This is a genomic window from Streptomyces sp. NPDC040545 (assembly GCF_055595065.1).
On the sequence record NZ_JBVIWA010000018.1, the window covers coordinates 68837 to 90818 of the forward strand.

Below are 21982 nucleotides of genomic sequence, written 5' to 3' on the forward strand. Positions count from 1 at the left end.
CCGAAGTGTAGGGGCGCTGCAATGGGCGGAACACAAGCAATACGCAGGGGCAAGGATGGCCGCGGCGGTCTCGGCAATGTGCTGTCGGGAATCGCCGTGGCCATCGGCTTTGCGCTCTTCCTGGGCGGCTTCGTGTGGGGGGCGGTCGTCTACCGGCCCTACACGGTGCCCACCGACTCGATGATGCCCACGGTGCGGCCCGGGGACCGGGTGCTGGCGCAGCGCATCGACGGCGCCGAGGTGCGCCGCGGGGACGTGGTCATCTTCACCGATTCCCTGTGGAGCGATTCCCCCATGGTCAAGCGGGTCGTCGGCATCGGCGGCGACGTCGTCAAGTGCTGCGGCGCGGCCGGCGAGCTGACGGTCAACGGCACCCGGCTGGACGAGCCGTACGCCGACACCACCAAGCCGGCCACGGACCTGGCCATGCCGCCCGGACAGACCGCACCCTCCGGGACCCCCTTCGAGGTGGCGGTCCCCGAAGGCAACCTCTTCCTGCTGGGCGACCGGCGGGCCGCCTCCCTGGACTCCCGGGCCCACCTGCAGGAGACCGGGCAGGGCAGCGTGCCCCGATCGGCGGTCAGCGCCCGCGTCGACGCCCTGGCCTGGCCCTCCGTGTCGATGGTGGAGCGGCCGGCCACGTACGCCGCCCTGCCCGGCGGGATCTCGCGGCCCGGGCCGCTGCGCCTCCAGGTGGTGGCGGTGCTGGCCGGGGCCGTCCTGGTGGTGCTGGGGGCCGCGTACGGCCCGGTCGCACGGGTCCTCGCACGCGGACGGCGGCAGGAGCGGGCCGGTGTCCGCTGACCCGGCCGCCGGGCACGGCCGCCGGAAGGTGTCGCGGGTGATCCTGCTGGACCCGGCCGACCGGATCCTCCTGCTGCACGGCTTCGAACCGGCCGACCCCTCCGACGACTGGTGGTTCACCCCCGGCGGCGGGCTGGAGGGGACCGAGAGCCGGGAGCAGGCCGCACTGCGCGAGCTGGCGGAGGAGACCGGGATCACGGAGGTGGAGCTGGGCCCGGTGCTGTGGCACCGCTACTGCTCCTTCCCCTTCGACGGGCGGCGCTGGGAGCAGGACGAGTGGTACTTCCTGGCCCGGACCGCCCGGACCGAGACCGAGATGGGCGGCCTCACCGAGCTGGAGCGGCGCAGCGTCACCGGAGCCAGGTGGTGGACCTCCGAGGAACTTCTCGCGGCCCATGAGACGGTGTACCCGACCAGACTCGCCGAGCTGCTCCGTACGCTGCTCGACGACGGTCCTCCGGGTGAGCCGGTGGTCCTGGCCCCGGAAATCGTTTAGGGGCGCAGGGGCCTGGCGCACAATAGGGGGACGCACGGCTGAAGGGGAACATGCCATGAGTGCCGAGGACCTCGAAAAGTACGAGACCGAGATGGAGCTGAAGCTCTATCGGGAGTACCGCGACGTCGTCGGGCTGTTCAAGTATGTGATCGAGACGGAACGCCGTTTCTACCTCACGAACGACTACGAGATGCAGGTGCATTCGGTTCAGGGGGAGGTCTTCTTCGAGGTCTCCATGGCCGACGCCTGGGTCTGGGACATGTACCGGCCGGCCCGCTTCGTGAAGCAGGTGCGGGTGCTGACCTTCAAGGACGTGAACATCGAGGAGCTCAACAAGAGCGATCTCGAACTGCCCGGCAGCTGAGGCCGGCACCCGCGAGGCCGCCTCACCCGCAAGGGTGAGGCGGTTTTCCACAACGGCCGGACCGTCCACCAAGATCCACAAGGTGGGCGGGGGTGCGGGACCGTCGGTGCCGGAGGTGGTGCCGGATGAACGCGAAGTGCGTGGCACAGCAGGCATTGGGGCGGTACGGCGAGGAACTCGCGGCACGGCGGCTGACCGAGGCCGGGATGACCCTGATCGCGCGGAACTGGCGGTGCCGCGGCGGCGAGATCGACATCGTCGCCCGGGACGGGGACGCCCTCGTCGTGTGCGAGGTCAAGACCCGCCGGGCGGGCCAGTTCGAGCATCCCATGGCCGCCGTACGGCCCGCCAAGGCCGAGCGCCTGCGCACGCTGGCCGGGCGCTGGCTCGCCGACCACGGCGGACCACCCCCGGGCGGCGTGCGCATCGACCTCGTCGGGGTCCTGCTGCCGCGGCGCGGCGCCCCCCAGGTGGAACACGTCAGGGGGGTGGCCTGATGGGCTTCGCGCGCGCCTGCTCGGTGGCCCTGGTAGGAGTCGACGGCGTGGTGGTCGAGGTACAGGCCGACCTGGAACCCGGCGTGGCCGCCTTCACCCTGGTGGGACTGCCGGACAAGACCCTGGTCGAGAGCCGGGACCGGGTGCGGGCGGCCGTGGTCAACTCGGGAGCGGCCTGGCCGCAGAAGAAGCTCACGGTCGGACTGAGCCCGGCCTCCGTACCGAAATCCGGCGCCGGCTTCGACCTGGCCGTCGCTGCGGCCGTGCTCGGGGCCGCCGAGGTGGTCGACCCGGACGCGATCGCCGACCTCGTCCTGATCGGGGAGCTGGGGCTGGACGGCCGGGTGCGCCCGGTCCGCGGGATCCTGCCCGCCGTCCTCGCCGCGGCGGAGGCCGGCTACCGGCAGGTGGTGGTGCCGCAGCAGTGCGCGGCCGAGGCCGCGCTCGTACCGGACGTCTCGGTCCTCGGCGTACGCAGCCTGCGCCAGCTCATCGCGGTCCTGACCGGCGGGGAGATCCCCGAGGAGGAACCCTGCGACCCGCCCGGCAGGCCGGACCCGATACTGGCCGGACTGCTCGTCCCGGGGGCGGGACTGGGCACGGGCCTCGCCCGGGGCCGGTCCGGCCGGGAGGACGGCACGGACTTCCCCGACCTCGCGGACGTGGCCGGGCAGCACACGGCGCGCCGCGCCCTGGAGGTGGCGGCCGCCGGAGGACACCACCTCTTCCTCAGCGGACCGCCCGGAGCGGGCAAGACCATGCTCGCCGAACGGCTGCCCTGGCTCCTGCCGCCCCTCACCCGTCAGGATTCTGTGGAGGTCACGGCCGTCCACTCGGTCGCGGGAATCCTCCCGCCCGGCGAACCGCTGGTCGCCAGACCGCCCTACTGCGCGCCGCACCATTCGGCGACCATGCAGTCCCTGGTGGGCGGCGGGACCGGGGTCCCCAGGCCCGGGGCGGTCTCCCTGGCCCATCGAGGCGTTCTCTTCCTGGACGAGGCCGCGGAGTTCCACAGCCGGGCGCTGGACGCGCTGCGGCAGCCCCTCGAATCGGGACACGTGGTCATCGCCCGCGCCGCCGGAGTGGTAAGGCTGCCCGCCAGGTTCCTGATGGTGCTCGCCGCCAACCCGTGCCCGTGCGGGCGCCACACCCTGCACGGAGCCGGCTGCGAATGCCCGCCTTCGGTGATCCGGCGTTACCAGGCGCGGCTGTCCGGGCCGTTGCTCGACCGGGTGGACCTGAGGGTGGAGGTCGAGCCGGTGACGCGCTGCGACCTGCTGGGGCAGGGCGGCCGCGGAGAATCCACCGCGGTGGTCGCCGACCGGGTGCGGCAGGCCCGGGAGCGCGCCGCGGCCCGGCTCGCCGACACGCCGTGGCGGCTCAACTCCGAAGTGCCCGGGCAGGAACTGCGCACCCGATGGCAGGCCGGGTCCGGCGCGCTCGCCCCCGCCGAGCGCGATCTGGAACGGGGACTGCTGACCGCGCGCGGGCTGGACCGGGTGCTGCGGGTCGCCTGGACCGTGGCCGACCTGCGGGGGCGGGACCGGCCCGAGGCGCTGGACGTGGCCGTGGCGCTGGAGCTGCGGACCGGGATCGCCCGCGGGGCGATGTCGCTGCCGGGGGCCGGGACATGACCGGCTCCGGGGACGCGGAACTGCTGGCGCGGGCCGCGCTCACCCGGGTGCTGGAGCCCGGCGACGCACACGGCGGGCGGTGGCTGCGCGAGTTCGGAGCGGTGCGGCTGATACGGCTGCTGACCGACCCCGGGGCGGAGCCGGACACTCCGTCCGGGGTGGGACCCGAGCGGCTCGCCGGATACCGCAGACGGGCCGCGCTGGCCGATCCCGGGCGGGACCTCGCCGATGTTGCCGAGGCAGGGGGCCGGTTCGTCCACCCGGGGTCGGCCGAGTGGCCGACCCAGCTCGACGACCTGGGCGACGAGAGGCCCGTCGGACTCTGGCTGCGGGGCCGGCCGAACCTGCGCACCTGGGCGCTGCGTTCGGTCTCCGTGGTCGGGGCCCGCGCCTGCACCCCGTACGGCGCGCACATGGCCCAGATCCTGGCCGCCGGGCTCGCCGAGCGGGGCTGGGTCGTGGTGTCCGGCGCCGCGTTCGGGATCGACGGCGCCGCCCACCGAGGGGCCCTCGCCTCGGGCGGCGCGACCGCGGCGGTGCTGGCCTGCGGGGTGGACGTCGCCTACCCGCGCGGACACGCCGGGCTGCTCGGCCGGATCGCCGGGCAGGGGCTGATCCTCGGGGAGCTGCCACCGGGCAGCCACCCGACACGCAGCCGGTTCGTCCTGCGCAACCGGGTCATCGCCGCCCTCACCCGGGGCACGGTCGTCGTGGAGGCCGCGCACCGCAGCGGTTCCCTGGTCACGGCCCGGCGGGCGCAGCGCCTGGGGCGGTTCACGATGGGCGTCCCCGGACCCGCCACCAGCGGGCTCTCCGCCGGGGTGCACGAACTGCTGCGGGGCGAGGCCGTGGTCGTCACCGACGCGGCCGAAGTGGTCGAGCTGGTCGGGGCCATGGGTGAGCTGGCCCCCGAGCGGCGCGGCCCGGTGCTCGCCCGGGACCTGCTGGACCCGGACACCGCCCGGGTGCTCGAAGCGCTGCCCGCCGGCCGCCCGGCGGACGTGGCCGAGCTGGCACTTGCCTCCGGCACCGGCGCCGATGAAGTCATCGGCAGACTGTACGAACTTCACTCTCTGGGGTTCGTCGAACGGCAGGGCGACGGCTGGCAGTTGAGCAGACAAACGGCTGGAGGAGGCACACAAACCGGAGCTGCCCGGCGAGGCGGTCGTTGACCTGGGGTGTTCCGGTGAAAGAGTGAAACCGATGAGAGACGCGGTCTTCCCGGTGGCGTTCGCCGGGACCGAGCGCCAGGCGCCGGTCCCGGGGCGCCCGCGCGAGTCCGGGCGCCTCCCGGCCCCCGCGCCATCCCGTACTCTTCGCGCACCGCGACAATCCCGTCACGCTACGCTCCCAAGGAATCCGGCTCCGGCAAAGGCGAAGCATGCCCCAGCACACCTCAGGGTCCGACCGCGCTGCGGTGCCCCCTGCTGCCCGAGGCAGCGTGCGGTCCACCGCGCCCTCGTCCCTGGAGGTGCTGTGGCGCTCGTACAAGGAATCGGGCGACGAGCGGCTGCGGGAGCAGCTGATCCTGCACTACTCGCCCCTGGTGAAGTACGTGGCCGGCCGCGTCAGCGTGGGCCTGCCGCCCAACGTGGAGCAGGCCGACTTCGTCTCCTCCGGGGTCTTCGGGCTGATCGACGCCATCGAGAAGTTCGACATCGACCGGTCGATCAAGTTCGAGACGTACGCGATCACCCGGATCCGCGGCGCGATGATCGACGAGCTGCGGGCGCTGGACTGGATCCCGCGCTCGGTTCGGCAGAAGGCGCGCGCCGTGGAACGGGCCTACGCCACGCTGGAGGCCCAGCTGCGGCGCACCCCGACCGAGAGCGAGGTCGCCGGGGAGATGGGGATCGGGGTGGAGGATCTCCACACCGTCTTCAGCCAGTTGTCGCTGGCCAACGTGGTCGCCCTGGAGGAGCTGCTGCACGTCGGCGGGGAGGGCGGCGACCGCCTCTCGCTGATGGACACCCTCGAGGACACCGCCGCCGACAACCCGGTGGCGGTGGCCGAGGACCGCGAGCTTCGGCGCCTGCTGGCGCGGGCCATCAACACGCTGCCCGAGCGGGAGAAGACCGTGGTCACCCTCTACTACTACGAGGGCCTCACGCTGGCTGAGATCGGCAATGTCCTCGGCGTCACCGAGAGCCGGGTCAGTCAGATCCACACCAAGTCCGTCCTGCAGTTGCGCGCGAAGTTGGCAGATGTAGGCAGGTGAGCTTGCGCCACCTCCGTACAGTGGATGCGTGCCCAGGATTCGAGCGGCCTCCGTGGCCGAGCACCGGTCGATGCAGCGCGGCGCCCTCTTGGACGCTGCGCGGTCCCTGCTGTCCGAAGGCGGGACGGAGGCGCTGACCTTCCCCGCCCTCGCGGAGCGCACCGGGCTCGCCCGGTCCTCCGTGTACGAGTACTTCCGCTCCCGCGCCGCCGTGGTCGAAGAACTGTGCGCCGTGGACTTCCCCGTGTGGGCCGCCGAGATCGAAGCGGCGATGGAGCAGGCCCCGTCGCCGGAGGAGAAGATCGAGGCCTACGTGCGCAGCCAGTTGGGGCTGGTGGGCGACCGGAGGCACCGGGCGGTCGTGGCCATCTCGGCCAGCGAGCTCGACGCGGGGGCCCGCGAGAAGATCCGCGCGGCCCACGGCGGTCTCGTGGCGATGATCGTCGAGGCGCTGAGCTCCCTGGGGCACGCGGAGCCGCGACTGGCCGCGATGCTGTTGCAGGGGGTCGTGGACGCCGCTGTGCGCCGGATCGAGCTGGGCGCCGCCGAGGATCCCGCCGTGGTGACGGAGGCCGCCGTGGCCATGGCCCTGCGGGGCGTCCGGGGCTGAGGTCCCCGGGGCTCCGCCCCGGACCCCGCGCCTCCAACGCCGGCGGGCCGGATCGCGCAGGGGGTTCGGCCGGCAGGAGGCGGGGTGTCGCGCGGGGGAGCAGGCTCAGCGGGTTGAGATAGGTCTCGCCCGCGAGAAGGCCCCAGTGCAGGCACGGCGCCGGGCAGTGCGAGCCTTCCGTCAGAACCGCCACCACCTGGCCCGCCGCGACCTGCTCGCCCTCCGTGACCAGGGGCCGGACCGGCTCGTAGGTGGTGCGCAGCCCGTTCGGCAGGGCCAGCGAGAGCACTCCGCGCCCGGCGACGGGCCCGGCGTGGTGGACGCGGCCGGCCGCGACCGCCCGGACCTCCGCGCCCACGGGCGCGGACAGGTCCACCCCGCGGTGACCGGCCGCGTAGGGGGTCGGCGGCGGGTCCCACCAGCGGGCCACCGACAGCGGGGCGGGCAGCGGGCGGACCCCGGGAAGGGCCGGCTGGGCCAGGGCCAGGAGCAGGCTGAGCAGCAAGGTCGTCATGGACCCCAGCGTCCCGCGCATCCCCGGACCGCCGCCCCGGCCTGTGGATCGCCGCGGTGTTGTGGACAACGGCGTCACCCGGCATACCGCCGGGTCCCGTACACTTCTTGTGGCGATCCGGGTCACCGGGTCGACTTCGCACGCCCCGGCGCCAGGCTGAAACAGCCAGGTGACAGCGTCTCTCGGTCCCTCATGGGGGCAGGGCGCGGTGGGGCGTCAGGAACCAAACCGAGAAACCAAGGAGATGGCCATGGCCGTCGTCACGATGCGGGAGCTGCTGGAAAGCGGCGTCCACTTCGGTCACCAGACCCGCCGTTGGAACCCGAAGATGAAGCGCTTCATCTTCACGGAGCGCAACGGCATCTACATCATCGACCTGCTGCAGTCGCTGTCGTACATCGACCGCGCCTACGAGTTCGTGAAGGAGACCGTCGCGCACGGTGGCTCCATCATGTTCGTCGGTACCAAGAAGCAGGCCCAGGAGGCCATCGCCGAGCAGGCGACGCGCGTTGGTATGCCGTACGTCAACCAGCGGTGGCTGGGTGGCATGCTCACCAACTTCTCCACCGTCTACAAGCGCCTTCAGCGTCTGAAGGAGCTTGAGGCGATCGACTTCGAGGACGTCGCCGCCTCGGGTCTCACCAAGAAGGAGCTCCTGGTCCTCTCCCGCGAGAAGACCAAGCTGGAGAAGACCCTCGGTGGTATCCGCGAGATGTCGAAGGTCCCCAGCGCCGTCTGGATCGTCGACACCAAGAAGGAGCACATCGCCGTCGGTGAGGCGCGCAAGCTCCACATCCCGGTCGTCGCGATCCTCGACACCAACTGCGACCCCGACGAGGTCGACTACAAGATCCCGGGCAACGACGACGCGATCCGTTCCGTCACCCTGCTCACCCGCGTGATCGCCGACGCCGTCGCCGAGGGCCTCATCGCCCGCTCCGGCGCTGCGACCGGTGACTCGAAGCCGGGCGAGAAGGCCGCCGCCGAGCCGCTCGCCGAGTGGGAGCGCGACCTGCTCGAGGGCGAGAAGAAGGCCGACGAGACCGAGGCCGCTCCGGCTGCCGAGGCCCCGGCCGCCGAGGCTGTCGAGGCTCCGGCCGCCGACGCCGAGCAGGCCTGACCCACTGAGAGCGCCCGGCGTTCACACGCCGGGCACTCGCAGCACGGACGATGACGGCGGGGGAGCCGCGCCACGAGCGCGGCGCCTCCGCCGTTCACCCGTAGATCTACGACTTCGAGAGAGAATCACAGACTCATGGCGAACTACACCGCCGCTGACGTCAAGAAGCTCCGCGAGCTCACCGGCGCCGGCATGCTGGACTGCAAGAACGCGCTCGTGGACGCCGACGGTGACGTCGACAAGGCCCAGGAAGCGCTCCGCATCAAGGGTCAGAAGGGCGTCGCCAAGCGCGAGGGCCGTTCTGCCGAGAACGGTGCGGTCGTCTCCCTCATCGCCGACGACAACACCTCCGGTGTCATCGTCGAGCTGAAGTGCGAGACCGACTTCGTCGCCAAGGGCGAGAAGTTCCTGGCCGTCGCCAACCAGCTGGCCGCCCACGTGGCCGCCACCTCCCCGGCCGACATCGAGGCGCTGCTCGCGTCCGAGATCGAGCCCGGCAAGACCGTCACCGCTTTCGTCGACGAGGCCAACGCCAACCTCGGCGAGAAGATCGTCCTGGACCGCTTCGCGCAGTTCAGCGGCGGCTACGTGACCGCGTACATGCACCGCACGATGCCCGACCTGCCGTTCCAGATCGGCGTCCTGGTCGAGCTCGACAAGGAGAACGCCGAGGTCGCCCGCGGCGTCGCGCAGCACATCGCCGCGTTCGCCCCGCAGTGGCTGTCCGCCGAGGACGTCCCGGCCGAGAAGGTCGAGTCCGAGCGTCGCATCGCCGAAGAGGTCACCCGCGCGGAGGGCAAGCCCGAGGCTGCCATCGCGAAGATCGTCGAGGGTCGCGTCAACGGCTTCTTCAAGGACGCCACGCTGCTCGGCCAGGCGTACGCCCTGGACAACAAGAAGTCCGTCCAGAAGGTTCTGGACGAGGCCGGTGTCACCCTGAAGCGCTTCACCCGCATCAAGGTCGGCATCTGAGTCCGTCCGTACGCGACGGACACCGGACCCCGGTAGGGTCTGAGGCAGTCGTCCGCGCTTGCGCGAGGCGACCGCAGATCTGACGAGGAGGCCATTGCCGTAGAGGGAACCGCAAGGACCCACCGGCAATGGCCTTCTTCGTATGTGCACGAGGAGATCTCCATGAATCAGGGCGTGGACCCCCACACCGCATCCGACGACAAGAGCGACCAGGACAAGAAGGGCCGCCGCTTCATGCTGAAGCTGTCGGGCGAGGCCTTCTCCGGTGGCGGAGGGCTCGGCGTCGATCCCGACGTCGTCCACGCCATCGCGCGTGAGATCGCCGCGGTGGTCCGCGACGGCGCGGAGATCGCCGTCGTGATCGGCGGCGGCAACTTCTTCCGCGGCGCCGAACTCCAGCAGCGCGGCATGGACCGGGCCCGGTCCGACTACATGGGCATGCTCGGTACCGTCATGAACTGCCTCGCGCTCCAGGACTTCCTGGAGAAGGAGGGCATCGACTCCCGCGTGCAGACCGCCATCACCATGGGCCAGGTGGCTGAGCCGTACATCCCGCTGCGTGCCGTGCGGCACCTGGAGAAGGGCCGCGTCGTCATCTTCGGCGCCGGCATGGGCATGCCCTACTTCTCCACCGACACCACGGCCGCCCAGCGCGCCCTGGAGATCGACGCCGAGGCCCTGCTCATGGGCAAGAACGGTGTCGACGGGGTCTACGACTCCGACCCGAAGAAGAACCCGGACGCGGTGAAGTTCGACGCGCTGGAGTACAGCGAGGTCCTCTCCCGCGACCTCAAGGTCGCCGACGCCACCGCGATCACGCTCTGCCGCGACAACAAGCTGCCGATCCTTGTTTTCGAGCTCCTGGCCGAGGGCAATATCGCCCGCGCCGTCAAGGGTGAGAAGATCGGCACGCTCGTGAGCGACCAGGAAACCCGGGCCTGAGCAGTCCGCTGCCGGACCGAGCGAGCCGTAGGCCGGCTCGCCGGCCCCGCCCGCCCGCCTGAACCATCCATATCTGACATGCAGGAGCACGTGGTGACCGAAGAGATCCTCCTCGAGGCCGAGGAGAAGATGGAAAAGGCCGTCGTCGTCGCCAAGGAAGACTTCGCCGCGATTCGCACCGGCCGTGCGCACCCGGCGATGTTCAACAAGATCGTGGCGGAGTACTACGGCGCCATCACGCCCATCAACCAGCTCGCCTCCTTCTCGGTGCCCGAGCCGCGCATGGCGATCGTGACCCCGTTCGACAAGAGCGCCCTGCGCAACATCGAGCAGGCCATCCGCGACTCCGACCTCGGTGTCAACCCGAGCAACGACGGCAGCATCATCCGGGTGACCTTCCCCGAGCTGACGCAGGACCGCCGCAAGGAGTACATCAAGGTCGCGCGCACCAAGGCCGAGGACTCGAAGATCTCGCTCCGCGCCGTCCGCCGCAAGGCCAAGGACGCCCTTGACAAGCTGGTCAAGGACAAGGAGGCCGGCGAGGACGAGGTGCGCCGCGCGGAGAAGGAGCTCGACGACACCACCGCGAAGTACGTCGCGCAGGTGGACGAGCTCCTGAAGCACAAGGAAGCCGAGCTCCTCGAAGTCTGATGAACGACACTTCCTGGCAGCCGGAGCCGGTTCCGGCGGGTCCCGCATACGATGCGCAGGTGGGCCCGCACACTCGGCCCATGCCCATCGTGCCCGATGCCGCCGGCCGTGACTTCGACGACCGGGAAGCACGCGATCGGGGGGTCGCCGCCGACAGCGACCCCCTCTTCCGCGCCGATACGCCGCCGCAGGAGCCCATGCCCAGCCCCCCGCCTCCGCATGCCCAGCAGCCGCAGGACGCCTCGCCCCCGCCGCCGAAGAAGCGCGCGGGCCGGGATCTGCGTGCCGCCATAGGGGTGGGCGTGGGTCTCGGCGCGGTGATCTTCGCCTCGCTGCTGATCGTCAAGGCCGTCTTCGTCGGCGTCATCGTCGTCGCGGTCGTCGTCGGCCTGTGGGAGCTCACCTCCCGGCTGCAGGAGCAGAAGGGCATCAAGGCCCCGCTGGTCCCGCTCGCGGTCGGCGGCGCCGCCATGGTCATCGCCGGATACGTCCGGGGGGCCGAGGGCGCCTGGGTCGCCATGGCCCTGACCGTGCTGGCGGTCCTGGTGTGGCGGATGACCGAACCACCCGAGGACTACCTCAAGGACGTCACGGCGGGCGCCTTCGCGGCGTTCTACGTGCCCTTCCTGGCCACCTTCGTCGCGATGCTCCTCACCGCCGACGACGGCGCCGAGCGCGTGATCACCTTCCTGCTCCTGACCGTGGTCAGTGACACCGGGGCCTACGCGGTCGGCTGGCGCTTCGGCAAGACCAAGCTCGCGCCGCGCATCAGCCCCGGCAAGACCCGCGAGGGCCTGTTCGGCGCGGTGGCCTTCGCGATGGCGGCCGGCGCGCTGTGCATGGAGTTCCTGATCGACGGCGGTTCCTGGTGGCAGGGCCTGCTGCTGGGCCTCGCGGTCGCGGTCAGCGCCACCCTGGGCGACCTGGGCGAGTCGATGATCAAGCGGGACCTGGGCATCAAGGACATGGGCACGCTGCTGCCGGGACACGGCGGCATCATGGACCGGCTGGACTCCCTGCTTCCGACGGCCCCCGTGGTGTGGCTGCTGCTGGCCGCCTTCGTCGGCACCGGCTGACCTGCGAAAAGGCGTCGCAGGACGCCGGGCGGTTACTCTTGGAAGGCGCGCTGCTTCTGCGGCGCGCCTTTCGTCTTACAAGGAGTACCTGCCATGGCCCGCCCCGTTCCGGGAGAGCTCACCTTCGTCGCCCCTCGCGGGGCCAAGAAGCCGCCCCGGCACCTTGCCGACCTGACCCCGGCCGAGCGCCGCGAGGCGGTCGCCGCGATCGGCGAGAAACCGTTCCGGGCCAAGCAGCTCTCCCAGCACTACTTCGCCCGGTACGCGCACGACCCGGCCGAGTGGACCGACATCCCGGCCGGCTCGCGGGAGAAGCTCCAGCAGGAGCTGCTGCCGGACCTGATGAGCGTCATCCGGCACATCTCGTGCGACGACGACACCACCCGCAAGACCCTGTGGAAGCTGCACGACGGCACGCTCGTCGAGTCCGTGCTGATGCGCTACCCCGACCGGGTCACCATGTGCATCTCCTCGCAGGCCGGCTGCGGCATGAACTGTCCGTTCTGCGCCACCGGCCAGGCGGGCCTGGACCGCAACCTGTCCACCGCCGAGATCGTGCACCAGATCGTCGACGGCATGCGCGCGCTGCGCGACGGCGAGGTCCCCGGCGGCCCGGCGCGGCTGTCGAACATCGTCTTCATGGGCATGGGCGAGCCGCTCGCCAACTACAACCGCGTGGTCGGGGCCATCCGCCGGCTCACCGACCCGGAGCCCGACGGCCTGGGCCTGTCGCAGCGCGGTATCACCGTCTCCACCGTCGGCCTGGTCCCGGCCATGCTGCGCTTCGCCGACGAGGGCTTCAAGTGCCGCCTGGCCGTCTCGCTGCACGCGCCGGACGACGAGCTGCGCGACACCCTCGTACCCGTGAACACCCGCTGGAACGTCCGCGAGGTGCTCGGTGCGGCCTGGGAGTACGCCGAGAAGTCGGGCCGCCGGATCTCGATCGAGTACGCCCTGATCCGCGACATCAACGACCAGGCCTGGCGCGGTGACCTCCTGGGCAAGCTGCTCAAGGGCAAGCGTGTGCACGTCAACCTGATCCCGCTCAACCCGACGCCGGGCTCCAAGTGGACCGCCTCGCGGCCCGAGGACGAGAAGGCCTTCGTGGAGGCCATCGCCCGCCACGGCGTGCCGGTGACCGTACGGGACACCCGGGGCCAGGAGATCGACGGCGCGTGCGGCCAGCTGGCCGCCTCGGAGCGCTAGATTCCGCTTCTGTTCGATGCGATTCGGCCAGGGGGTACCCTGTGGCCGAACCAATTTCATATTCCGACAGGGGAGCGCCACAGCGCTGAGAGTGCGGTATCCGTCACCGCAGACCCTCTGAACCTCGCCCCGGTCATTCGGGGTAGGAAGTTCGGTCACCACTCTTGCTGTTGCGCCCTGCCCGGCGTCCGCTCTCGCGGCGCCGGGCAGGGCCGCGTCTTCTCCTGGACATCCCAGGAGGAATTCACCGATGAGCACCACCAAGAAGCTGGCGGGCGTCGCGCTCGCGGCCGCGCTGGGCGTCACCACGCTCAGCGCCTGTGGCGGCGGCGCCGCCGAGGACAAGACCGCGGGGGCGGGCGACGCCCCGAAGTCCAAGACCGTCACGCTCGTCTCGCACGACTCCTTCAACGTGACCGAAGCGGTCCTCAAGGAGTTCGAGCAGCAGAGCGGCTACACGGTCAAGGTCCTGAAGTCCGGGGACGCGGGCGCGGCGCTGAACCAGGAGATCCTCACCAAGGGCTCCCCGCGCGGCGACGTCTTCTTCGGCGTGGACAACACCCTCCTCTCGCGCGCTCTCGACAACGGCATCTTCACCCCGTACGAGGCCAAGCGCCTGGCCGAGGTGAAGCCCGAGTACGTGCTCGACAAGGAGCACCGGGTCACCCCGATCGACTCCGGTGACATCTGCGTCAACTACGACAAGGCGTACTTCGCCGAGAAGAAGATCGCCCCGCCGCAGACGCTGGACGACCTCACCAAGCCGGAGTACAAGAACCTCCTGGTCACCGAGAACGCCGCGACCTCCTCGCCCGGTCTCGGCTTCCTGCTCGCCTCCGTCGGCAAGTACGGCGAGGACGGGTGGAAGGACTACTGGAGCAAGCTGAAGGCCAACGGCGTCGAGGTCGTCGACGGCTGGGAGCAGGCCTACAACGAGCGCTTCTCCGGCTCCGCGGGGGGCAAGAAGGCCAAGGGCGACCGCCCGCTGGTCGTCTCCTACGCCTCCAGCCCGCCGGTCGAGGTCCTGTACGGCGAGCCGCAGCCGGCCGAGGCCCCCACGGGCGTCTCCACCGGCACCTGCTTCCGTCAGATCGAGTTCGCGGGTCTGCTCAAGGGCGCCAAGAACGAGGAGGGCGGCAAGGCCCTCGTGGACTTCCTGGTCAGCAAGAAGTTCCAGGAGGACATGCCGCTCCAGATGTTCGTGAACCCCGTGACGAAGGACGCCGCCCTGCCGGAGCTGTTCACCAAGCACGGTGTGGTGGTCGAGAAGCCGGAAAACGTGGCTCCCGAGACCATCGCCAAGAACCGTGAGCAGTGGGTCAAGGCATGGACCGCGCTCGTCGTGAAGTAAGCGGTACCAAGGAGCCGGGCGTGGCGCCGGGGGACGCCGCGCCGGGCCCCGGCCCCCGCGAGGGGGCGCGGGCGACCGCCGTGCGGCTCGCCCTGATGGCCGTCCCCCTCGCCTTCTTCGGGCTGTTCTTCGCCTACCCCGTCGCCGCGATCGTCGGGCGCGGCCTGAAGACCGGCGAAGGGTGGCAGTTCGGCCGGTTCGCGGAGGTGCTGGGCCGGCCCGACATCGCCGACGTGCTGTGGTTCACCACCTGGCAGGCGTTCGCCTCCACCCTCCTCACCCTGCTGATCGCGCTCCCCGCCGCGTACGTCTTCGCCCGCTTCGAGTTCCCGGGCAAACAGCTGCTGCGCGCCGTGGTGACCGTTCCCTTCGTGCTGCCGACCGTGGTGGTCGGCACCGCCTTCCTCGCGCTGCTCGGGCGGGGCGGCCTGCTGGACGAACTCGCGGGCGTCCGGCTCGACACCACCGTCTGGGCGATCCTGCTCGCGCACGTCTTCTTCAACTACGCCGTCGTCGTCCGCACGGTCGGCGGGCTGTGGGCCCAGCTGGACCCGCGCCAGGAAGAGGCCGCCCGGGTGCTGGGCGCCGGGCGGTTCACCGCCTGGCGGCGCGTGACGCTGCCCGCGCTCGCCCCGTCGGTGGCCGCGGCCTCCCTGATGGTGTTCCTGTTCACCTTCAGCTCCTTCGGTGTCGTGCTGATCCTCGGCGGACCCTCGTACTCCACCCTGGAGGTGGAGGTCTACCGGCAGACCGCGCAGCTCCTGGACCTGCCGACGGCCGCCGTCCTGACGATGGTGCAGTTCGCCGCGATCGGCGCGATCCTCGCCGTGCACGCCTGGACCGTCCGCAAGCGCGAGACCGCGCTGCGGCTGGTCGATCCGGGCCGCACCACGCACCGGCCGCGCGGCTGGGCGCAGCGCACCCTGCTGGGCGGGGTGCTCCTGACCGTCGCGCTGCTGATCGTGCTGCCGCTGGGCGTGCTCGTCGAGCGCTCCTTCGACACCCCCGGCGGCTACGGCCTCGGCTACTACCGGGCCCTGCAGGACGCGGGCGCCGGCGGCGGGACCTTCCTGGTCGCGCCGCTGGAGGCGATCTGGAACTCCCTGCAGTACGCGCTCGCCGCCACCGCGATCGCCCTGGTCATCGGGGGACTCGCGACCGCGGCGCTGACCCGGCGCGGGGGCCGCTTCGTACGCGGCTTCGACGCGCTGCTGATGCTCCCGCTCGGGGTGTCCGCGGTGACCGTGGGCTTCGGCTTCCTGATCACCCTGGACGAGCCGCCGCTGGACCTGCGGACCTCGTGGATCCTGGTGCCGCTGGCGCAGGCCCTGGTGGGCGTGCCCTTCGTCGTACGGACCATGCTGCCGGTGCTGCGCGCGGTGGACGGGCGGCTGCGGGAGGCCGCCGCGGTGCTCGGCGCGTCGCCGCTGCGTGCCTGGCGGGAGGTGGACCTTCCGCTGGTGCGGCGGGCGCTGCTGATCGCGGCCGGGTTCGCCTTCGCCGTGTCGCTGGGGGAGTTCGGCGCGACCGTGTTCATCGCGCGGGCGGACCGGCCGACGCTTCCGGTGGCCGTGGCGCGGCTGCTGGGGCGGGCCGGCGAGCTGAACTACGGGCAGGCGATGGCCCTGAGCACGATTCTGATGCTGGTGTGCGCGGTGTCCCTGCTGCTGCTGGAGCGACTGCGGCCCGACAAGACCTCCGGAGAGTTCTGATGACACTGCTTCAGCTGGAGGGGGTGTCGGTCCGCTTCGGTGAGCGCGCGGCCCAGTACGCCCTGGACGGCGTGGACCTCGCGGTCGCCGAGCACGAGGTGGTGTGCGTGCTGGGGCCGAGCGGAAGCGGCAAGTCCACGCTGCTGCGGGTCGTCGCCGGACTGCAGCAGGTGTCCGCCGGCCGGGTGTTGCTGGGCGGGGCCGACCAGGCCGGCGTACCGGTGCACCGGCGGGGCGTGGGGCTGATGTTCCAGGACCACCAGCTGTTCCCGCACCGCGACGTCGGCGCGAACGTCTCCTTCGGGCTGCGGGTGCGGGGAACCGGACGGGCCTCGTCCGCGGACCGGGTCGCGCAACTGCTGGAGCTGGTCGGGCTCCCCGGGGCCCAGGGCCGGGCGGTGGCCTCCCTGTCGGGCGGCGAGCAGCAGCGGGTGGCGCTGGCCCGGGCGCTGGCACCGTCGCCGCGGCTGCTGATGCTCGACGAACCGCTGGGGCAGCTGGACCGGGGGCTGCGGGAGCGGCTCGTGGTGGAGCTGCGGGGGCTGTTCTCCCGGCTGGGCACGACCGTGCTGGCCGTCACGCACGACCAGGGCGAGGCGTTCGCCCTGGCCGACCGGGTGGTGGTGATGCGGGACGGCCGGATCGCGCAGGCCGGGACCCCGCTGGAGGTGTGGCAGCGGCCCGCGTCGGAGTTCGTGGCGCGGTTCCTCGGCTTCGAGAACGTGGCCCCGGCCGTGGTCTCGGGCACGCGGGCCGCCACCGCGTGGGGCAAGGTCCCCGTACCGGCCGGATCCCCCGAAGGGGAGCAGCGGCTGCTCATCCGCCCGGCCGGCGTCGTGCTCTGCGCGGCGGGCCTGCCCTGCGAGGTGCTCTCCCGCACCTTCCGCGGCACGCACGTCGCGCTGCTGCTGCGGCCGGAGGCGGGACCGGTGCTGGAGGCCGAGTGCGGGCCGGCGGGGGCGCCGGCCGTGGGGGACCGGGTCGAGGTGACGTTCACCCCCGCCGAGGTGGTCGTACTGCCTGAAGAAGAGACGTCCTAGGGACGGATGCCGTCACAGGCGATCGGCAGATGGCGCGGGCCGCGCAGGACCGCGTTCTGCCGGTACTGGGGCGGGTCCTCCAGCAGCCGCGGATTCTCCAGCCGGCGGGCCAGCTCGCTCAGCGCCAGCTGGGCCTCCTGCCGGGCCAGCGGCGCCCCGAAGCAGCTGTGGATCCCGCTGCCGAGCCCGAGGTGCTGGATGTCCTTGCGGTCGGGGTCGAAGCGGTCGGGATCCTCGAACCGCTTCGGGTCGCGGTTCCCGGAGGCCAGCATCAGCCACAGGGACGCGCCCTTGGGGATGGTGACACCGGCGACCTCGATGTCGGAGAGGGTGGTGCGCTGGGGCAGCAGCTGCACGGGCGGCTCGTACCGCAGCAGCTCCTCGACGATCGGGACGGCCAGGTCAGGATCGTCCCTCAGCCGCTGGAGGACCTCCGGATGGCGCAGCAGCGTCAGCATCCCGTTGGTGATGAGGTTGACCGTGGTCTCGTGGCCCGCGATCAGCAGCAGCGCGGAGGTGCTGAGCGCCTCCATGGTGGTCATCGCGCCGTCCGGGCCGTCCGCCGTCGCCAGCTGGGACAGCATGTCGTCGCCCGGCTTCTTGCGGCGCTCCTCGATCAGCCCGGCCAGGTACATGCCCAGCTCCATGCGCGCGTCCATCGCGCCCTTGCCGTGCTGCGTCGGGTCCGCGTCCGGGTCGGGGTCCAGGCTGGCGGCCAGGGTCTCCGCCCACACGTGGAAGCGGGGCTCGTCCTCGCGGGGGATGCCGAGCAGCCGGCAGATGACCGAGACCGGGAACGGGTAGGCGAACTGGTCGACGAGGTCGATCCGGTCCATCTGTCCGGTCTCCACGATGCCGTCGATGAGCCCGGAGACGAGGCCGCCGAGTTCCTCGCGCATGTCGTGCACCCGGTGTGGGGCGTGCGGCGGCCCGAAGGGGCGGTTCGTCATCCGCCGCAGGCGGTCGTGGTCGGGCGGGTCGAGCTTGAGGAAGGACGGGGGCAGCGTCGTCCCCTCCTCGTCGGACTGACCCCCCAGTGGATCGTCCCCGGTCGCCTTCAGGTTCTTGGCGTCGGAGCTGATCCGCGGGTCGTGCAGGAGGCTGTGGATCTCGTAGTACGTGCTGATGACGTACGGCCCGTCCCCGTCATGGGACACCGGCGTCTTGCGGAGTTCCTCGTACAGCGGGTACGGATTCGCGCGGTTCGCGTAGTCGATGATCTCCCGGAGCAGGGCTTGTGTCATGACAGGTCCTCGTGATCCTCGGGGGAGGGCGCGGCGCGGCGCGGCCGGTGGTGCGTGCGGACGAAGGTCATCTTCCGGGCGTGAAGGTCATCTTCCGGTCCGCCGGCGAGTAGCCGCTCAGCGTGATCGTCGGCCCGTGGGTCGGGACGGAGGGGTCGGGGAAGTCGGCCGGCAGCGGCTTGGCCCCGTCGGGCCTGCGGTCCACCGTGGAGAACGGCGGCGGGAACGGCGCCGTGGCCTCGATCTGCTGCTCGTAGAACGGCAGCCACCGGCAGTTGTCGAAGGTGACGGCGGCGATCATCCGCCCCTGGTACCCGTACACGGCCGCGAACCGGCGCTCGGCGAGCGAGCCCTGGGTGATGAGGATCTCGGTCCCCATCGGCGGTACCCCGACCGACTTGATGTTCACGCCGAACTGGGAAGACCAGAACGCCGGAACCCACAGGTGGGGGCGGCGGTCGGCGCTCTCGCTGAGCATGTTGTGCGCGGCGGTGTCCGCCTGGGCGACGGCGTTGCCCCAGTGCTCCAGCGACAGGAACTGGTAGCCGAACAGGGCGTGCGGGGAACGTGCCACATCGCCCGCCACGTAGATGTCATCGGTGACGATGCCCCGGACGTCGAAGGCCCGGCAGCCCGCATCGCAGGCGATGCCCCGCGGACCCGCGCCCAGCCCGGAGCCGGCGAGCCACTCGGTATTGCGCTGCGCGCCCAGCGAGACGACCACCACGTCCGCCTCGACGGTGGACCCGTCGGAGAAGTGGGCGGCGCGGACCCGCCCGGAGGGGTCACCCTCCAGCGAGGTCACCATGACTCCGGTACGCAGGTCGACGCCGTTCTCGCGGTGCATCTCGGCCGCCACCGCGCCGATCACCCCGCCCAGCGCTCCGACCAGCGGCGCGTCGCCCCGTTCGGCGACGGTGACGTCCAGGCCGCGCTCCCGGCACGCGGAGGCGATCTCGGACCCGGTGAACCCGGCTCCGATGACCAGCACCTGGCGGGGACCGGCGGCCAAGGCCCGTTGCAGCCCTTCGGCGTCGTCGCGGGTGCGCAGGACGAAGACACCCTTGAGGGCGCCCTCCTCCGGGTTGGGCCACGGCCGGGCGCGTACGCCGGTGGCGATGAGCAGCCGGTCGTACTCGACCTCGTCGCCGTTGCCGAGCCTGACCCGGCGGGCGGCCATGTCCAGGCCGGTGGCCGCGACCCCGAGGCGCCAGTCGGCGTCGATCGCCCGGCGCCGGGGGAGCGCCGTGTGGTCGGCGACCGCCTTGCCCAGCAGGACCTGCTTGGACAGCGGGGGCCGGTCGTACGGCTCGTACGGTTCGTCGCCGATCACCGTGAGCGAACCGGCGAAGCCCTTCTCGCGCATGGTCTCGGCGGCCCGCAGACCGGCCAGGGACGCGCCGACGACGACGATGCGGCCCTCGCGCTTGAGGCGCTCCAGGGATCCGTCGTGTGATCCTGCACCGGTCACTGGGCGCCTCCGGAACGGGATCCGGCGCCGGCCACGGCATCCGGGGTCACCATGTTCGCCATGTCCTCGTCCGTGATCTCCAGAAGGATGGCCTGCACGGGACAGGCGGCCACGGCACGCAGGACGTCCTCGCGCTGCTCCGGATCCGCCTGCGGGTTGTAGAGCAGCGACTCGTCGCCGTGCATGGCGAAGACATCGGGAGCGAGGAATGCGCACTGGGCGTATCCCTGGCAGCGGTTGAGGTCGACGACAAGCCTCATGACGGTTCTGCCTTTCCCTCGGCCGTTCCTCCCCGTCACCCCCCGAAGCCCCCGGGGCCTCCCCTTCCCACCAGCATGCACGCGGCGCCCACGGGCCGCCTGCCGGAGTAAGGGGCTCCAGGTCAGGGCGGTTCCGTGGGAGTCGGAGCCCGGCGGGCGGTGCCGCGCCCCACGCGCAGGATGTACAGGCTGAGGATCAGCGCCCAGGCCGGGAACACCAGCTCGGACCAGGGCACTCCGGAGCCGACCACGAGCAGGACCAGGCCGACGACGGTGCCCAGCAGGGCCAGTGGCCGCGGGAAGACGCCGAGCATCCGCCCGATGGTCGAGGTCGCGAGGACGAAGACGGCCGCCATCCGCATGGCGTACGTCGCGAGGAGGGTGTAGGCGTAGTGGCGGCCGAATCCGGAGGGCGTCTCCTCGGCCAGCACCGTGCCCGCCGCCGCGGCGGAGGCGAACAGGGTGGCCACGAAGACGAATCCGCTGCCGAGGAACACGGTGGCGACGAACCGGTCCTCGGCCGGACCCGTGTGTGCGCGCAGTGCGCCCATGAACCAGAGGAAGAAGATGCCCGCGAAGGGCACGATCTCCAGTGCCACTTGGACCGCCCAGCGCTTGTCCGGGTCGACGGGCGCGTCGGCGACGTTGCCCGACGGGATGGCGATCCGCATGAGGACGATCGCGGCCCCGAGCAGCAGGGCGAAGGCGATTCCGGCCATCCCGGCCGCGCGTGGTGTGTCGAGCCGATCGGTCGTGGGACTCACGGACCCTCACTCTCTCCCCCGCTCCAGCAAGCGGCAGACACCGCCGCGCCACCACCGGGGGGCGGCCGACCGGGTGAGGGGACCCGGCCGGCCGGTGGGTCAGCCGACCGGCTCCGGCACCGGGGTGACGGCTCCCTCGTCGGCCCCCTCGTGCTTGCCGTACCAGGCGACCGCCACAGCTCCGGCGACGGCCATGACGAAACCGAGGACCGCGAGCCAGGCAAGGCCGGGGCGGGAGGCGTCGCCGAGCCACAGGACGCCGATCGCGCCCGGCAGGACCGTCTCGCCGACGACCAGGGCCGCGGTGGCGCCGTTCACCGAGCCGATCTGGAGGGCGACCGTGTGCAGGTACATACCGCCGATGCCCGCCACCAGAATGGCGTAGAGGGCCGGGTCGGTGAGGAGCGTGCCGAGGTCGAACGGGTCCACGCCGTTCAGGATCCGGACGCCGACGCCGAGCGCGCCGAAGCCGAGACCCGACAGCAGGCCCGCCAGGATCGCGGCGCCGCCGCCGAGGAGGCGTACGGCCACGGTGCCGCCCACCATCAGCAGCAGGGTGATCCCCAGCAGCCACCAGTGCGTGGACATCGGCGCGTGGTGGCCGCCCTCGTGGCCCGCGGCCGTCGCCAGCAGCACCAGCGCGGTGCACACGACACCGATCGAGGTCCATTCCTTCCGGCTCAGCCGGATGCCGAGCATCTTCACGCTCAGCACGGCCGTGATCACCAGGTTGGCGCTGATGACCGTCTGCGAGAGGAAGAGGGGAAGCAGCCGGGCGGCCAGGGCCCCGAGTCCGAAGCCCACGAAGTCCAGGATGGTGCCGACGATGAATTCCCAGGTCATCGCCGCTTTCGCGGTCGACGACAGGTTGGGGCCGCCATGGGCGGTCACCCCGGCGGCGGCGGGGGACATGCGTGCGGCGCGGCGCGAGCCGACGGCTTGCAGCACGGATCCCGTGCCGTAGCAGATGGACGCCGCGACAGCGGTCAGCAGGCCTATGAGCACCAAGGGCTCCGTTCACGTCTGGCAGGTTTTG

22 protein-coding genes and 1 pseudogene are annotated in these 21982 nt (G+C 71.6%); 17 read left to right on the forward strand and 6 right to left on the reverse strand.

What is annotated here, in order from left to right:
- Positions 1-21: 21 nt before the first annotated feature.
- From lepB to ACZ573_RS29020, 8 genes are all read left to right on the forward strand, one after another.
- Complete coding sequence (gene lepB, locus ACZ573_RS28985; RefSeq protein WP_471309518.1) at positions 22-804, forward strand: signal peptidase I; 783 nt, start codon at positions 22-24, stop codon at positions 802-804.
- Positions 794-1300, forward strand: a complete 507-nt coding sequence (locus ACZ573_RS28990) for an NUDIX hydrolase (protein WP_471309521.1) — start codon at positions 794-796, stop codon at positions 1298-1300. The genes lepB and ACZ573_RS28990 overlap by 11 nt, the downstream gene beginning before the upstream one ends.
- A gap of 55 nt (positions 1301-1355) precedes the next feature.
- On the forward strand, positions 1356-1664 hold the full coding sequence (locus tag ACZ573_RS28995; protein WP_005311352.1) for a DUF2469 domain-containing protein: 309 nt from the start codon (positions 1356-1358) through the stop codon (positions 1662-1664).
- A 125-nt stretch (positions 1665-1789) separates the two neighbouring features.
- Positions 1790-2161, forward strand: coding sequence for a YraN family protein (locus tag ACZ573_RS29000; protein WP_471309524.1), 372 nt, complete (start codon positions 1790-1792; stop codon positions 2159-2161).
- The gene (locus ACZ573_RS29005; protein ID WP_471309529.1) at positions 2161-3795 is read left to right on the forward strand and encodes a YifB family Mg chelatase-like AAA ATPase; all 1635 of its coding nucleotides are present in this window, start codon (positions 2161-2163) and stop codon (positions 3793-3795) included. Before ACZ573_RS29000 ends, ACZ573_RS29005 begins: the two co-directional genes overlap by 1 nt.
- Positions 3792-4967: a DNA-processing protein DprA gene (gene dprA, locus ACZ573_RS29010; protein WP_471309532.1), complete on the forward strand. Its 1176-nt coding sequence runs from the start codon at positions 3792-3794 to the stop codon at positions 4965-4967. Before ACZ573_RS29005 ends, dprA begins: the two co-directional genes overlap by 4 nt.
- A 209-nt stretch (positions 4968-5176) precedes the next feature.
- A complete protein-coding gene (gene whiG / locus ACZ573_RS29015) occupies positions 5177-6013 on the forward strand; it encodes an RNA polymerase sigma factor WhiG (RefSeq protein WP_030012408.1) in 837 nt (278 codons plus the stop codon).
- Between the two features lie 52 nt (positions 6014-6065).
- Positions 6066-6623: a TetR/AcrR family transcriptional regulator gene (locus ACZ573_RS29020; protein ID WP_150262113.1), complete on the forward strand. Its 558-nt coding sequence runs from the start codon at positions 6066-6068 to the stop codon at positions 6621-6623.
- A 169-nt stretch (positions 6624-6792) separates the two neighbouring features.
- On the opposite strand, the pseudogene ACZ573_RS29025 reads toward ACZ573_RS29020, so the two are convergent.
- A pseudogene (locus ACZ573_RS29025) lies at positions 6793-7158 on the reverse strand (peptidoglycan DD-metalloendopeptidase family protein); the annotation flags it as partial.
- 229 nt (positions 7159-7387) lie between these two features.
- Between ACZ573_RS29025 and rpsB the strand changes: the two are divergent.
- The 9 genes from rpsB (at position 7388) to ACZ573_RS29070 (ending at position 17207) form a co-directional block, all read left to right on the forward strand.
- Complete coding sequence (gene rpsB / locus ACZ573_RS29030; RefSeq protein WP_375935134.1) at positions 7388-8257, forward strand: 30S ribosomal protein S2; 870 nt, start codon at positions 7388-7390, stop codon at positions 8255-8257.
- Between the two features lie 135 nt (positions 8258-8392).
- Positions 8393-9229, forward strand: a complete 837-nt coding sequence (gene tsf, locus ACZ573_RS29035) for a translation elongation factor Ts (RefSeq protein ID WP_301366227.1) — start codon at positions 8393-8395, stop codon at positions 9227-9229.
- Positions 9230-9391: 162 nt separating this feature from the next.
- A complete protein-coding gene (gene pyrH, locus ACZ573_RS29040) occupies positions 9392-10171 on the forward strand; it encodes a UMP kinase (protein WP_030016384.1) in 780 nt (259 codons plus the stop codon).
- 93 nt (positions 10172-10264) lie between these two features.
- Complete coding sequence (gene frr, locus ACZ573_RS29045) at positions 10265-10822, forward strand: ribosome recycling factor (RefSeq protein ID WP_030016386.1); 558 nt, start codon at positions 10265-10267, stop codon at positions 10820-10822.
- Positions 10822-11898, forward strand: coding sequence for a phosphatidate cytidylyltransferase (locus ACZ573_RS29050; RefSeq protein WP_471309535.1), 1077 nt, complete (start codon positions 10822-10824; stop codon positions 11896-11898). The genes frr and ACZ573_RS29050 overlap by 1 nt, the downstream gene beginning before the upstream one ends.
- 93 nt (positions 11899-11991) lie before the next feature.
- On the forward strand, positions 11992-13104 hold the full coding sequence (gene rlmN, locus ACZ573_RS29055) for a dual-specificity RNA methyltransferase RlmN (RefSeq protein ID WP_030718543.1): 1113 nt from the start codon (positions 11992-11994) through the stop codon (positions 13102-13104).
- A 250-nt stretch (positions 13105-13354) separates the two neighbouring features.
- The gene (locus ACZ573_RS29060; protein ID WP_471309538.1) at positions 13355-14455 is read left to right on the forward strand and encodes a thiamine ABC transporter substrate-binding protein; all 1101 of its coding nucleotides are present in this window, start codon (positions 13355-13357) and stop codon (positions 14453-14455) included.
- 95 nt (positions 14456-14550) lie between these two features.
- Positions 14551-16167: an ABC transporter permease gene (locus tag ACZ573_RS29065; protein ID WP_471309715.1), complete on the forward strand. Its 1617-nt coding sequence runs from the start codon at positions 14551-14553 to the stop codon at positions 16165-16167.
- Positions 16167-17207 carry an ABC transporter ATP-binding protein gene (locus ACZ573_RS29070; protein WP_471309541.1) on the forward strand — a complete coding sequence of 347 codons (1041 nt, stop codon included), beginning with the start codon at positions 16167-16169 and terminating at the stop codon, positions 17205-17207. The genes ACZ573_RS29065 and ACZ573_RS29070 overlap by 1 nt, the downstream gene beginning before the upstream one ends.
- Here ACZ573_RS29070 and ACZ573_RS29075 read toward each other — a convergent pair.
- The 5 genes from ACZ573_RS29075 to ACZ573_RS29095 all read right to left on the reverse strand — a co-directional run bounded on the left by ACZ573_RS29075 (position 17204) and on the right by ACZ573_RS29095 (position 21951).
- Entirely contained in the window at positions 17204-18451 is a 1248-nt protein-coding gene (locus ACZ573_RS29075; protein WP_471309544.1) for a cytochrome P450, read from the reverse strand. The genes ACZ573_RS29070 and ACZ573_RS29075 overlap by 4 nt on opposite strands.
- 67 nt (positions 18452-18518) lie before the next feature.
- Positions 18519-19922, reverse strand: a complete 1404-nt coding sequence (locus ACZ573_RS29080) for an NAD(P)/FAD-dependent oxidoreductase (RefSeq protein ID WP_471309547.1) — start codon at positions 19920-19922, stop codon at positions 18519-18521.
- A complete protein-coding gene (locus ACZ573_RS29085) occupies positions 19919-20182 on the reverse strand; it encodes a ferredoxin (protein WP_471309550.1) in 264 nt (87 codons plus the stop codon). Before ACZ573_RS29085 ends, ACZ573_RS29080 begins: the two co-directional genes overlap by 4 nt.
- 122 nt (positions 20183-20304) lie before the next feature.
- Complete coding sequence (locus ACZ573_RS29090) at positions 20305-20946, reverse strand: hypothetical protein (RefSeq protein ID WP_471309553.1); 642 nt, start codon at positions 20944-20946, stop codon at positions 20305-20307.
- A gap of 99 nt (positions 20947-21045) precedes the next feature.
- A complete protein-coding gene (locus tag ACZ573_RS29095) occupies positions 21046-21951 on the reverse strand; it encodes a DMT family protein (protein ID WP_471309556.1) in 906 nt (301 codons plus the stop codon).
- Positions 21952-21982 lie beyond the last annotated feature (31 nt).

What these genes read in the sequence shown, in the direction of transcription:
- lepB (WP_471309518.1), top strand. Translation starts at nt 22, where the DNA reads ATGGGCGGAACACAAGCAATACGCAGGGGCAAGGATGGCCGCGGCGGT.
- ACZ573_RS28995 (WP_005311352.1), top strand. Translation starts at nt 1,356, where the DNA reads ATGAGTGCCGAGGACCTCGAAAAGTACGAGACCGAGATGGAGCTGAAG.
- ACZ573_RS29000 (WP_471309524.1), top strand. Translation starts at nt 1,790, where the DNA reads ATGAACGCGAAGTGCGTGGCACAGCAGGCATTGGGGCGGTACGGCGAG.
- ACZ573_RS29005 (WP_471309529.1), top strand. Translation starts at nt 2,161, where the DNA reads ATGGGCTTCGCGCGCGCCTGCTCGGTGGCCCTGGTAGGAGTCGACGGC.
- dprA (WP_471309532.1), top strand. Translation starts at nt 3,792, where the DNA reads ATGACCGGCTCCGGGGACGCGGAACTGCTGGCGCGGGCCGCGCTCACC.
- whiG (WP_030012408.1), top strand. Translation starts at nt 5,177, where the DNA reads ATGCCCCAGCACACCTCAGGGTCCGACCGCGCTGCGGTGCCCCCTGCT.
- rpsB (WP_375935134.1), top strand. Translation starts at nt 7,388, where the DNA reads ATGGCCGTCGTCACGATGCGGGAGCTGCTGGAAAGCGGCGTCCACTTC.
- tsf (WP_301366227.1), top strand. Translation starts at nt 8,393, where the DNA reads ATGGCGAACTACACCGCCGCTGACGTCAAGAAGCTCCGCGAGCTCACC.
- pyrH (WP_030016384.1), top strand. Translation starts at nt 9,392, where the DNA reads ATGAATCAGGGCGTGGACCCCCACACCGCATCCGACGACAAGAGCGAC.
- ACZ573_RS29050 (WP_471309535.1), top strand. Translation starts at nt 10,822, where the DNA reads ATGAACGACACTTCCTGGCAGCCGGAGCCGGTTCCGGCGGGTCCCGCA.
- rlmN (WP_030718543.1), top strand. Translation starts at nt 11,992, where the DNA reads ATGGCCCGCCCCGTTCCGGGAGAGCTCACCTTCGTCGCCCCTCGCGGG.
- ACZ573_RS29060 (WP_471309538.1), top strand. Translation starts at nt 13,355, where the DNA reads ATGAGCACCACCAAGAAGCTGGCGGGCGTCGCGCTCGCGGCCGCGCTG.
- ACZ573_RS29065 (WP_471309715.1), top strand. Translation starts at nt 14,551, where the DNA reads ATGGCCGTCCCCCTCGCCTTCTTCGGGCTGTTCTTCGCCTACCCCGTC.
- ACZ573_RS29070 (WP_471309541.1), top strand. Translation starts at nt 16,167, where the DNA reads ATGACACTGCTTCAGCTGGAGGGGGTGTCGGTCCGCTTCGGTGAGCGC.
- ACZ573_RS29075 (WP_471309544.1), bottom strand. Translation starts at nt 18,451, where the DNA reads ATGACACAAGCCCTGCTCCGGGAGATCATCGACTACGCGAACCGCGCG.
- ACZ573_RS29085 (WP_471309550.1), bottom strand. Translation starts at nt 20,182, where the DNA reads ATGAGGCTTGTCGTCGACCTCAACCGCTGCCAGGGATACGCCCAGTGC.